The sequence below is a fragment of the Spiroplasma sp. AdecLV25b genome (assembly GCF_030913225.1).
Taxonomy (GTDB): Bacteria; Bacillota_I; Bacilli_A; order Mycoplasmatales; family VBWQ01; genus Spiroplasma_E.
Window position 1 is genome coordinate 1 of the sequence record NZ_JAQYTS010000037.1, and the last position, 13,328, is coordinate 13,328.

12 protein-coding genes are annotated in these 13,328 nt (G+C 25.5%); 7 read left to right on the plus strand and 5 right to left on the minus strand.

The window, feature by feature from the left end; translation table 4 throughout:
• Positions 1-282 precede the first annotated feature (282 nt).
• Together RDJ14_RS03725 and RDJ14_RS03730 are read right to left on the minus strand one after the other, a co-directional pair.
• Complete coding sequence (locus tag RDJ14_RS03725) at positions 283-1,101, minus strand: hypothetical protein (RefSeq protein WP_308150036.1); 819 nt, start codon at positions 1,099-1,101, stop codon at positions 283-285.
• Between the two features lie 160 nt (positions 1,102-1,261).
• Positions 1,262-2,797: an ABC-F family ATP-binding cassette domain-containing protein gene (locus RDJ14_RS03730; RefSeq protein WP_308150037.1), complete on the minus strand. Its 1,536-nt coding sequence runs from the start codon at positions 2,795-2,797 to the stop codon at positions 1,262-1,264.
• 823 nt (positions 2,798-3,620) lie between these two features.
• Here RDJ14_RS03730 and polA point away from each other — a divergent pair.
• The gene (gene polA / locus RDJ14_RS03735) at positions 3,621-6,248 is read left to right on the plus strand and encodes a DNA polymerase I (protein WP_308150038.1); all 2,628 of its coding nucleotides are present in this window, start codon (positions 3,621-3,623) and stop codon (positions 6,246-6,248) included.
• A gap of 5 nt (positions 6,249-6,253) precedes the next feature.
• Here the strand turns inward: polA and RDJ14_RS03740 are convergent, their stop codons facing one another.
• The gene (locus RDJ14_RS03740) at positions 6,254-6,508 is read right to left on the minus strand and encodes a hypothetical protein (protein WP_308150039.1); all 255 of its coding nucleotides are present in this window, start codon (positions 6,506-6,508) and stop codon (positions 6,254-6,256) included.
• Positions 6,486-7,004, minus strand: a complete 519-nt coding sequence (locus RDJ14_RS03745; RefSeq protein WP_308150040.1) for a PGDYG domain-containing protein — start codon at positions 7,002-7,004, stop codon at positions 6,486-6,488. Before RDJ14_RS03745 ends, RDJ14_RS03740 begins: the two co-directional genes overlap by 23 nt.
• A gap of 197 nt (positions 7,005-7,201) precedes the next feature.
• Here RDJ14_RS03745 and mutM point away from each other — a divergent pair, with 197 nt between their 5' ends.
• The 5 genes from mutM (at position 7,202) to RDJ14_RS03770 (ending at position 11,603) form a co-directional block, all read left to right on the plus strand.
• The gene (gene mutM, locus RDJ14_RS03750) at positions 7,202-8,032 is read left to right on the plus strand and encodes a DNA-formamidopyrimidine glycosylase (RefSeq protein ID WP_308150041.1); all 831 of its coding nucleotides are present in this window, start codon (positions 7,202-7,204) and stop codon (positions 8,030-8,032) included.
• Between the two features lie 176 nt (positions 8,033-8,208).
• A complete protein-coding gene (locus tag RDJ14_RS03755; protein ID WP_308150042.1) occupies positions 8,209-9,318 on the plus strand; it encodes a DnaD domain protein in 1,110 nt (369 codons plus the stop codon).
• 43 nt (positions 9,319-9,361) lie between these two features.
• Positions 9,362-10,282: an ATP-binding protein gene (locus tag RDJ14_RS03760; RefSeq protein ID WP_308150043.1), complete on the plus strand. Its 921-nt coding sequence runs from the start codon at positions 9,362-9,364 to the stop codon at positions 10,280-10,282.
• A 190-nt stretch (positions 10,283-10,472) separates the two neighbouring features.
• A complete protein-coding gene (locus RDJ14_RS03765) occupies positions 10,473-11,357 on the plus strand; it encodes an ETX/MTX2 family pore-forming toxin (RefSeq protein WP_308150044.1) in 885 nt (294 codons plus the stop codon).
• Entirely contained in the window at positions 11,358-11,603 is a 246-nt protein-coding gene (locus RDJ14_RS03770; protein WP_308150045.1) for a hypothetical protein, read from the plus strand.
• A 32-nt stretch (positions 11,604-11,635) separates the two neighbouring features.
• Here the strand turns inward: RDJ14_RS03770 and RDJ14_RS03775 are convergent, their stop codons facing one another.
• Positions 11,636-12,778: an Mbov_0401 family ICE element transposase-like protein gene (locus RDJ14_RS03775; RefSeq protein ID WP_308150046.1), complete on the minus strand. Its 1,143-nt coding sequence runs from the start codon at positions 12,776-12,778 to the stop codon at positions 11,636-11,638.
• A 125-nt stretch (positions 12,779-12,903) separates the two neighbouring features.
• Between RDJ14_RS03775 and RDJ14_RS03780 the strand changes: the two genes are divergently transcribed.
• A complete protein-coding gene (locus RDJ14_RS03780; protein WP_308150047.1) occupies positions 12,904-13,269 on the plus strand; it encodes a hypothetical protein in 366 nt (121 codons plus the stop codon).
• The last annotated feature ends 59 nt before the right edge of the window (positions 13,270-13,328 follow it).

Genomic DNA, 13,328 nt, shown 5'->3' on the forward strand with positions numbered 1-13,328 from the left:
GAAATCATTAAAAGGTTATGGTGCTAAAATTTATAATGATAAAGTACTTAATAATATGCTTTTAATTAATTCAGCAAGAATTAATAAATTAAATCTTTTACTTTAATATTTTAAAAACTTAATAAATCTTAAACCTAAATAGTTAGGAATTTTTGTTATAAAATAATAAAATAAAACATTAAAATACTTGTTTATTAACTATAATATGATATAATTATAGCAAAAATTAAATAGTTTAATGTTGTCTTTTATTTAAAGAAAATTAAATTATAACTATTAACTTTATTCACCCCCCTCACTCGTTATTGTTGAAATTAGAAGTTTATAGTTACTGGTAGAAACCAAATAATCATTGCTATTTGCACTTATTTGAAATTTTATTTTTCCTACCATAGTTTCAACAATAGTATTAATTTTTTCTCTAAATTTTACTAATTCATCAATATCTTTAACAATTAAATCTTTTTCTTCAGTAACTTGTTGAGAATGATCCCTATCTGATGATAATAGAAAATCGTCTTCAAATGCTACTTTAAAATGAGAAAGCACATTTTTTAAACGAAGAAAATCTTTTTGTAATACATCAAGTTTTATATTATTTTGATTTTTAATAGAGTTTCGTAATTTTTTTCTCATTTCAAATCATTCCTTATTTAAAATCTTTATTCTGGTTTCAACACTTTCATGTAGTGTTTTTAACACTAATTTCTGACCATCATAATAATAAGTTTGTTTATCCTTACTTATTGAATTTTTTTTAAATCACGTATTAATAGCTGCAATTTTTTTATTTATGTTGTCAATAACCTCGGTTGCTTTCAATTTAGATTCATGTTTTTTAGTAGAACTTGTTAGATTGTTCATAAAATTGTTAACTAATTTTAATGAGTCATCAACAAATGAAATAATAAAGTTACTAGATTTTGGACTTGGTTTGATAGTTAATTGTGGCGTACTTGTTGTTGGCTTTGATCTATTCTTTTTTTTCATTTCGGTACTTTTTGTTCATGTAGATTCTTGATCTGGCATATTGGTATATTGTTTTTCTGATTCTAGAAATGTTGTAAAATGTTGTTCTACTATTTTTTTCAAAATAGGCATGTAATTTTTCTCCTTTTTTTTCTTATTTAAACATAAAGTGCCTAGTAAGTTTTAATAAACTTACTAGGCACTAAATACATTTACCTTAAGATTATAACACAACTTTTTTTAAAAAAACACTTATATAAGTAAAAATAATTAAATATACTTTTAAATCATACTACTCTATTAATTGTTCAAAATCCAATACGCCATCAATTCAACTATTATTAAAATTAGTATCATGAGTAGTAATTAAAACTGTTCCTTCAAAATTTTGTAATGCCTTTAATAATGAATCTTTAGCCAACACATCAATATGATTAGTTGGTTCGTCTAATATTAATAAATTACAAGGTTTTAATGCTAAGGCTGCTAATCGTACTTTCGTTTGTTCTCCCCCTGATAATAAGTTCATTGGTTTCATTACTAAATTACTACGTAAACCAAAGTTAGCTAAAAGTTTACGTACTTCACCATCAGACAACTTAATATCTAATTCTTTTAAATAATTAAATGGTGTAACGTTACTCATAACTTCAGTTTGATGGAAATATGCTACCTGCATTTTATCACCAAGATTTATCTTTCCAGAAATAGCAGAAATATTACCAGCTAATGTTTGTAAAAATGTTGTTTTACCAATCCCATTATAACCTTTAACTACTCATTTGCTTCCAGTTCGAATGGTAAATGTTAAAGGTTTAATTAGTGGTTTATCATAACCAATTTCTAGTTTTTCTGCTTGCACGGCAATTGATGATGGTGTTTTGTAATATTTAAAATAAAATTTTGGCGGTGCTTGAATTTGTTGTTTATCCATAACATCCATTTTAGCTAGTTGTTTTCTTCGCGATTCAGCACTTTTAGCAGTTGATGCACGAGCTGCATTTTTACTAATATAAGTTTCTAATTTTTCAATTAATTTCTTTTGATTTGTATATGCTGATTCGTATTGACGGTGATGTAAACTTTTTTGTTCTAAAAATGATTCAAAGTTACCAACATAGCGAGTAATCATACAATTATCAATATCAAAAATAATATTACATGTCATATTAATAAAATTATGATCATGCGATACTAGTAAAAAAGCACTAGGGTAGGTTTGTAAGAATTTTGCTAACCAATTAATTTGTTCAATATCTAAAAAGTTAGTTGGTTCGTCTAATAATAAAAAGTCATCTTCATTCAGCAATAACTTAGCTAATAACACTTTTGCTCTTTGACCACCACTAAGACTACCTAATGTTTGTTCTAATAACTGCACATTAATTCCTAATCCATCAACTAAACGTCCAATTTTTTTACTAATTGTATCAAAACCTTGATTAGTTAATTCATCTTGAATTTTCATAGCTTTATTTAATAGTTCTTCTGTATATTCTTCTGCCATTTTAGCATAAAGGTCTTCCATTTGCTGTTCTCGTGTAAAAAGATGTTGATAACTTTCACGCAAATATTGTAAAACTGTTAATTCTAAATTAACTTCTTGATGTTGGTCTAAATAACCAATTTTAATTTTAGGGTGAATATTTAAATCGATATTATCGGCTGATAGCGTGCCATTAATGATGTTTAACAACGTAGTCTTACCAACACCATTCATACCAACTAGTGCTACGTGTTCACCTTTATTGACTTGTAGCGACGCATTCTTATATAATGTTTTACCACCATTAGCATGTGTTAAATTTTCAATTGTAATGATACTCATTTTTCTACCTCATTAGTACTTTTTTTATTATTTCTTAAATAATAATAACATGAATATTAACGTTAACAAAACGAATAGCAAATTTTTATTAATTTTTATTAATAGCTTTTATTTTAAAAACCTATACTCACTATAGGTTTTTAAAATAAAATATTCAAAATTATAATTTATTTCTAAAAATAAAAACAAATTTCCTTGCATTTTAATTTTTATTTGTTATTATTCTTGTAAGGATTTAGATAGCCTAGGTCCTATTAAAGTTAAGGTAGTATGTCAACATTACTCAATTATAATATTTTTTAATATAAAAAAAATTCAAAATTAATCTATAACCCCTAATTTAAACTCTATAACCCCAATAACCTTAAGTTTTATTTATAAATATAACCCCCCCTTTTTTTATAAACGACATACTATCTTAATAATAATTCTTGTGTAGACAAGAGCCGAAAGGCTCTTGTTTTTTTATTAAAAAACATTAAATTAAATTATTTTAAGAAACATAACATAAAAGTATAGTTTAAGTGTTATAATAAAAATAGGGATTTATAATATATCCTTATCTAACATAATTATTAGTGCTGTAACAAATCACTTATTATTAATATATAATATTTTTAATATAAAATTCTCTATACCCCGAGTTTTATTACCCTCTACATCTGATGAGTTACCCACTACATAATTATTTCTAGCAAGAACCGTACGGTTCTTGCTTTTTTTTAATTAACTATCCATTATCAAATAAATAAATTATTTTTAATGTCAATTTACTACTACTTATTGCTATAATAAGTCTATATTTGAAAATAGGTGAAACAATATGAAAAAAGCATTAATAATTGACGGTAACAATTTGTTATTTAAAGCATACTATGCTACTGCCTATCAAGGTGTAAATCTTCATTCATTGCAAGGCATTCCAACCAATGCCGTCTATGCATTTATTCGCATGATAACAAAATTTTTGAAAAACAATAACTATGATAGTGTTTTTGTAGCATTCGATGCTGGAAAAAAAACATTCCGTCATCAAATACTAGACACATATAAAAGCAACCGTAGTGCAACGCCCACAGAATTAATCGGACAATTCACACTAGCTAAAACTTTTTTAGATTTAGCACAAATTCCGTGAGGCCAACTCATTAATTACGAAGCTGATGACATTATTGGTACAATTGTTAAAAATAATATCGCTAAAGATTACAAAATTGATATTATGAGTAGTGATAAAGATTTATTACAACTATTAGACAATAATATCAAAATTTTAAATCCCCAAAAAGGAATGAGTGACTTAAAAATTATTACTGCTGCTACCTTTGAGAGCGAATATGAACTACTACCAAGCCAAGTAATTGATTTAAAAGGATTAATGGGCGATGCTTCAGATAACTTGCCTGGCATTAAAGGAATTGGACAAAAAACCGCTACTAATTTATTAAAGGAATATAAAACCTTAGAGAACATTATCAATAATGTTGAAAAATTAAAACCTAATATTAATAAACTAATAAAAGCTAATTTTAATGATGGCATTATTTGTAAACAATTAGCCCAACTTAACTTAGAAACTCCCATTTCTGGTAATCTAAATACTTTTCAGTATAATCTTAATAATTTAAATAGTAACCAACTACAATCATTTTACAATCAATATGATATGAAATCACTAATGATTAGCGATGAAGATGCTAAAGCAAATAAACCCAATACTAATACGCAAATTAAAATTATTACAACATGAGATGAACAATGAAACTGTGATATTAATTATTTATGGTTAGAAGTTTTTGGTGATAATTATAATCGTGATAACTTAATTGGATTTGCGATTAAAAATGATAAAGGAATATTTTATATTAATATTGCCAGTGCTACTAAATGTCAATTTTTTCACAAATTTTTACAAAATAAAATGTTAACTAAAATTACATGAGATTTAAAGAAAGTTATTAATGGTGCTCTAAGGTTTGATTTAACTGTTAATGGTATTATTTTTGACCATATGCTAGCAGCATATTTACTCTATGCAAACGAAAAAATTATTCCAGAAAATATTGCTATTATCCTTGGTTTAAACAATTTAACATCGTTAAATAGCGATGATTTTTATGGCAAAGGTGTTAAAAAAACTATCCCTAAGCAAGAAATGGCAATCGCACAATTCCTTGAATCCAATTTAAATTTTTTACACCAATCATATGTTCTCCTTGTTAACAATTTAAAAACAACTAATAATTGAGAATTATATCAAAACATTGAACTACCTGCGGGATTTGCTTTAGCTGATATGGAACGCAATGGGGTAAATGTTGACCAACAACAACTAACAATTTTAACTGACAAAACATTATTGAAAATTAAAGATTTAGAACTACAAATTAAAACGATGGCAAAAAAAGAATTAAATCCTAATTCGCCAAAACAAATTAGTAATTATTTATTTAAACAACTAAAACTACCTGATTACAAAAAAGGTAGTACTGCCTTTGAAGTATTAGTTTCATTGCAAGATATGCATCCCTTTATTAACATTTTATTAGAATACCGAAAATTACAAAAACTATATTCAACCTATTTATTTGGTTTACAAAAATATATTTTTCACGATGGTAAAATTCATAGCATTTATAATCAAGTACAAGCAAGCACGGGTAGATTATCATCATTAGATCCTAATATGCAAAACATTAGTATTCGTGATGAAGAACAACGAGAAGTTCGTAAAATCTTTATTCCTAATATCAAGGGTAATAAAATTTTATCGTTTGACTACTCACAAATTGAATTACGCATTTTAGCTCATATTAGTAATGATGAAAATTTAATCCAAGCCTTCCTCGAAAATCAAGATATCCATACTGAGACTGCCAGCAAAGTCTTAGGAATTTCCAAGACACAAGTAACGAAAGAACAACGTCAAAATGCTAAGGCTGTAAACTTTGGGATTGTTTATGGCATTTCTGGATTTGGTTTATCACAACAATTAAAAATTAGTGTTAAAGAAGCACAAAACTTTATTAACAAATACTTTATGGTATTCCCTAGCATTAAAACTTATATTGATGATGTTATTAGTTTTTGTGAAACTAATGGTTATGTCCAAACGATTTTTAATCGCAGAAGAGCAGTTACTGAGATTACCAATAACAACAAAAACATTCGTGATTTTGGAAAACGAATTGCGATGAATATGCCTATTCAAGGTAGTGCTGCTGATATTTTAAAACTAGCGATGAATAAAATCTACACAGAAATTTTAAACCATAAAATTGAAGCGAGTTTAATTGCTCAAATTCACGATGAACTAATCTTTGAAGTAGCACCAGAAAATATAGAAGCAGTAATTACGAAAGTAACAAATATTATGACTAATATTACTAAATTAAAAGTACCACTAGTAGTAAATAACAGTAGTGGTAATAATTGGTTTGAGTTAAAGTAATGGAATTATAAAGTAAATTTTGGTTCTTGTCCTTGCTGTTTCTTACTTATCTTTTCACTTTCTTTTGCTACTTGAGCTTCTGCTTCATAATTTTGTGGTAATAACTTTTTAGTTTGAGCATGATTTCCACTTTCGTTATCACCAACAAAATTTGATTTAGATGTAGACACGCTATAACGCTTCTTGTCATGCAATAGTGATTCAGATTGTTCTTCACTTGTGCTGGGTATAGTATAATTATCAATTAATAGGTTTTGCAATGTTAGGATTACCATCTATAGCAATTTTTTCATTCATTTTTTGTATTTCTTTAAATTTAAAATTTAAAAGTTTGTCTATAATTTCTTTTTCACTATCACCTACAACATAAGTTTTTCCAAAGATTTCTTTCTTGCATGGTGCTATATCATCTTCATCATGCTTAATAAGATAATCCCCAGCATCATATTTTAATATAGTATTTCCTGTTGAGTCCCAACTAACCTTAATTTCTCCTGCTTGATTAGCAATTTCACAAGTCTTAAAAACATTACCTGAAGGTCGAAATATATTTTCATCAGTGTTAACTAAAATGTAACCCTTAGGAACACTTTCATTATTTATATTAGGTTTAACAACTCATTGCTCATTGGCAATACCAGTAACAATAAAATCACCTGCATTATAAGTTGCTTCTCCTTCTAAGGTTTTAACCTTACCACCTACTGCTTGTTTTTCTGCCTTTACTAATATATACGGATTTTTCATACATATCATTTTTTTCGTCTCCTGACTAATCTAAGTTATTTATTACACACTAAACTTAATCACTTACACATAAATATATCTTATCTTAAAAACACACTTTAAAATAATATTATTTTTATTTTATATAAAAATATGAAAAAAAATTATTATTTTATTTATAATAAGAATAAAATGCTTTACAATGTTTTAGTTAGGAGAAAATTAGGATGCCTGAATTACCAGAAGTTGAAACTGTTCGTAAAACTTTATATCCACTTTTACTACATCATAAAATTATTGATGTGCGAGTTTTTATGAACAAAGTTATCAAAACTTCTATACCACAAATCTTTATTAATAAAATTATTGGCCAAACAATTAATGATATTCAACGTGTTGGTAAACTAATAATTTTTGTACTTGATGATTATGTCTTGTTAAGTCATCTGCGTATGGAAGGTAAATACTACTATCAAAAGCAAGATACCCCTACGAATTGAAAACATATTTTATTAGTTTTAGAATTAGAAAATAACTATCAACTTTGCTATCATGACACAAGACAATTTGGAACTTTTCATTTACAACCCCTTAGCACTTACCAAACTCTAAAACCATATACTAATATTGGTCCTGAACCTTTTAACAAAATTGTTACTGCCCAATATTTACAAAATAAATGAAAAAATAAAAAACAAAATATTAAAGCTTCACTATTAGACCAAGGAGTAATGAGTGGATTAGGAAATATTTATGTTGACGAAGTACTTTTTTATGCTAATATTCATCCAGAGAGTATTACTAATCATTTAACATTAGTACAACTACAAACTATTATTGACAAATCGATTATGGTCCTTACTAAAGCCATTAAATTAGGTGGTTCATCTATTAACAGTTACACTTCTAGTCTTGGTGTTAGAGGTTATTACCAAAACTCATTGCAAGTTCATACACGAGTTAACCAATCTTGTTTTGCCTGTACAACTAAAATATTAAAGACTAAAGTTAGCACACGTGGTACTTACTTTTGCCCGCACTGTCAAAGCAAATATTAATGTGGATAACTCCCAAAATTAATGATTATAAAGTATAATTTTATTATTTAAATGTGAGTTTAATGTGGATAACTATGTTACTTAATCATTTCACTTTAAATATATGTTTGATGTGCATATAATTATCATACAATTGTAAAAATTGGTTAGTAAAAGAGAAAGATAGGGAAATAATTATGAATAGGATAATTAATGACAATGATATTTTTAAATTAATTCAACACGAAAACATAAACACTGAAAATTACCAAACTATATTTATGTTATACCAACCAATTATTGGTATTGAAGCGACAAATTTATATTTAACTTTAATTCAAGAAAAAATATTAACAAAAAGAATTAATCTCGATTTTAACCATGGTCGTCTTAAATCTTTATTAAACATTTCTACTACTCAATTATTAGTAGCATTCCAACAATTAGAAGCAACTAAATTAATTAATACTTACTACTATCCTTTAAAATCAACTTTTATCTATGAAATTTTTAGTCCTTTAACAGCTGATGATTTTTTTGCAAATGCCCATTTAAATGAAAAATTACTAAACCAACTAGGGAGAAACGATTATGAACGTCAAAGATTTTATTTCCTAAACAACAATATTGAAATTACTGACAACTATATTAATATTAGTCAAGAAGAAAATACAATTCCGCAGACTGTTTCACTAAAATCTGTCTTAAACAATATTTATTCTGTTCAAAAACAAGAACCAATGCCAACTCCTATTTATTCATTCATGAAACCAGAAACACCAGCAGTTATGAAAGTTAATCTAAATGCGACACCAAATGATTTTATTGCTAAACATAACTCCCGAGAAATCAATGATACTGTTAGTTTAATGCAAACTAAATCACCTGAAGAGTATTTAACATCATTAACTAAAACTACTATTACTAGCAAGCTAAAAATGACATTATCAACATTAAGTCATGATTTTCACTTAAATACTGCTGTCATTAATTGCTTAATTGAATATGTGTGATTTAAAAATAATAAACGTTTAGAACCAAACTATATGATTAAGATTGCTCAAACTTTCCAAGAATATAAAATCACTAATGTTGAAGATGCTTTAAAACATTTAAAAATGGCTTTTGCTCGCAGTAAAAAAACACCTCAACATCAATTCCAACAAGAATCACTATGAACATCACAAATAACAAATTCTAACTTTAAACCAACAACTGAAACACAACAAACCAACAATAACATTAAAACTACAACTATGTCCCAAGAAGAAATTAATAATCTTTTAAAGGAATTTGATGCTCATTAGTATAATATAACAATGAATATTTTATAAAAAGGAAAACATTATCATGAAACTAAAAGCAACGACAATTTTAAAAGAGAATGCCAATAATGTTGAACTTAATGATTTCGTAATAAACCATAAATTAACTAACAGTGCCTTAGAACCTTATGTTCATTTATTAGGTCAATATGTTAATAGTTATAATTTATGTAAGAAACGTGAAACATTAAATAAATGCTTACAAGATGTTAAAGGTTATCGTTATAAATTAGTTTTTCTACCTAATGGTAAAATTAACTTAGCATTAACTGATTGCTTACATTCAATTAACCATTCTGATCAAAAACAAGTTTATAATAACTTTTGAATTAAGTATTATGATGACAAATTATTATCTCTATCATGAAGTAAAAATTTTAATGTTGTTGGTAACGCTCGAATTCAAATTCTCCAATATCTAAATCAATCTTTAAAACATAAAAGTTATCAAGGACTATATTTACATGGTGATACAGGTAGTGGCAAAACTTTTATCTTTATTTTACTAGCTAACAAACTAATTCAAAAAAATCAAACGGTTTGTTTTATTGTCTGACCAGAATTTGTCATGGATATTAAAAAAAGTTTTAAAAACGAAACAAATACTAACCAACAAATTGAACAATTAAAAACTTGTGATTTATTGTTCATTGATGACTTAGGTGGTGAAACAGTTAGCGCTTGAGAACGTGATGAACTATTATTCAGTATTCTTAATGCTCGTGTCTTACCACTAAAAACAACTTTTATTAACTCTAATTACAGTATTAATGATTTATATGAACATTACCATTTACGAAGTAGTAAATCCGAAGAAATTAAAGTTAAACGCTTATTAGAACGAATTCAAACTTTGACTTTACCGATTGAATTAAATCGTGAAAACTTGGAAATTAGTCCTAAAGAAGATAACACTACACAAATAGAAATGGTTAGCACTACATAAAACTTCTTAATTTTTAAGAGGTTTTTTATATTTTGCAAATTTCTTAAAAGTTTGATTTGGAAAAAAATAGTGCTATAATAGTGTTATTCTACTACCAAAAATAATGATATCTTTTTAATTATAAAGATAATAATATTGGTATTAAAAAGAATACATGGGTAATAGAAGATAAAATTTAAGGAGGGGGAAAATGTTTTTAACCAAAACATTTTTAATTGTGGCGACAACTGGTTCTTTAAGCAACAATATTGGAATATCGCTTAGTCAGAACACAACACAAATTACTAATATTAATGAAATAAAATCTGATTCTAAAATAATTGATTTTAATGCAACTATGTTAGAAGCTTTCAAAGCTAGTTTTATGTTTAATCATCCAACTGAATATCAAACAATAGAAAATATTAGTGACTTTAAAATAAATAACTTATTAAATTCTAATATTGAAATTAAAAAAGTTGGTAATCAAATTTTAGATTTTAACGATAACAAATTCAACTTTATGGGGGAAAATACATTTGCCAATAATAATGATTTTGAACAAACTTATCAAACAACAGCTTTTGAACGATCTCTTTCTTCAGAAGTAGGTGCTAGTACTGTTCTTGGAATATCATTAGGAATTACACAACAAATTGATGTTTTTAAAACTAATACTACTATAGATTTTGGAAGCACAAGTAGCCAAAAAACAACTGTTACTACTAGCATAACAGTACCATCACAAAGCGTTAGGGTTGCACCACACAAACAAGTTAAAGTTCATATTTTTTGAGGACAAACTAAATTTATTCAAAATTTAATACTAAAATCTGATATCAGTGGAAACTTAACAGAATTTATTAATTTTAAAGATAAAACATTAAATCAAAACTTTGAAGTATCAATTGCTAGTGCCGTTTACTATTTACAATTAGCAAATAAATGTCCTGAAGGCATATCACTTAATGAAAATACAAATATTGTCAATTTTAATGGTGTTGCTCAAGCATGACAATCAAATATAGGAAGTAATCAAACTGTTATTATTGATCAAGAAACTGATATACCTCCAAATTTGAAAGGAATAAAATAAATGAAATCATTGCTTTTATTTACTGCTTTGTTATCTTCATCAACAGGAACACTTATCAATAAAAATAGTAATCACATAAATTTAACAACAGCAACTAATACTATCTTAGAACAATTAACAGAATCTTATAAAAATAAAGATATTAAATCTGAACAAATTAGTTATTTTAATTACCTAAACACAATTCAAAATTCAAAAATTCTTACAACGCTACAGAGTAATATCAATGTTAATCTGGGTGAATAAATAGGTTTAAGATTTATTAAGTTTTTAAAATATTAAAGTAAAAGATTTAATTTATTAATTCTTGCTGAATTAATTAAAAGCATATTATTAAGTACTTTATCATTATAAATTTTAGCACCATAACCTTTTAATGATTTCACTAAATGTGAAACATCACTTTCAGCACAAACTCCTTGATTTCAATTTTCTTTTTGATTAATAATACCTTCTTTATTATTTTTAAAATATTTATATATTTTTTCATCAATATTATTTACTTTTAAAAAATCTAATAATAAATAATATTTACCATTAATAAATAAGTTATATGCATTTGTTAATTTTTTATTATCTACTTTTCTATTAAAAATAAAACCTTTTTTTAGTGCTTTAAAAACATGGTGTCTATCAATTACATAAGGAATGTTTTCTTTTTTAGCAGAAGTTTTAATTCAAGGTGCACCATCACCAATAAATACTAAACTACTTTTATTATAAATAAATTGTAAATCAAGAAATTCATAAATTTTATCAATTAATTCTTGTCTTTTAATTCTTTCACCATTTTTAGTTTTCATATAAGTTATTTTTTTATCTTTTAAAACATTTCTACTTTTAGTAGATTTTTCTAAATCTGTACCTTTATTTGCACTAATTGTACGAATACGATTTTTTTGTTTTTTATTATTAAATAATGAAGAAATAAAACAATCATCCATATTTACAAATAATTTTTCATTTGGTAATACTATCTTTTTCTCTTTTATTTTTTCAACACCTATTACTGCATTTTTCATTACATTAGTCATATATGTTTTAGAAAATTTAGCATTTTTTACTATATCTTGTACATCAGATTGTCTTTTACCATTACCTGAATTTTTTATTATTATATGTTCTAAATTAGTTAATGTTCTTTTTCTTTTTTTAATTTTTATATAATTATCTAAAGGATAATAATATTCATTAGTTTCTAATATTAAATAACATCTACGATAAAAATCATTTATTTTACCATATTTAGTATTTGGGCTTCTTGGAGCAGTTTTAACATATTTATATTTACTTTTATCATATTTATTTTTATGTCAAAAATCATCATATGCTAATCATATATTTCTGAAATAATTAATATCATTTTTATTAATTTCTTTATCACATTCTTCATAATCAAGTTCATCAGTAAGAAAATTCATAATATTTAATTCCTTTCTTTGTTATTAATTTTGATTATAATAATAATTAAAAATAAAATGTTGTAATAATATTTTTGACACTAATGATATAATTAATATAAGAAATAATAAATAAGGTGAATAATATGCCCACACAAAGAAAATATTTAGGAAATTATGAGGTTACAATTAGTAATTATTTACGAACAAAAAATAAAATATTAACACCACAAGGATTAAATAATGCACTTGGAATTGATAGAAAATATATATTTGATTGCCGACGCAGAAGCAGTCCATGACAACGTAATTTTTTAAAAAGTTATGATAAAGCACGTAGTATTATTTCAACTCATATGTTAGAAAAAGCATTAGTAAAACCAGAAATAATTTATCAACATTGATTAAAATCTCATCCAAATGAATTTGATATTAATGAAGAAGATAATAACACACAAAGTAATATAATTATTAATATTATTGAACCTAGAAAAATAGAAAATAATGACTAGAAACCTATAATAAATATAGGTTTTTTTCTTTATTTTAAAGGGTAAAAATGATATAATAT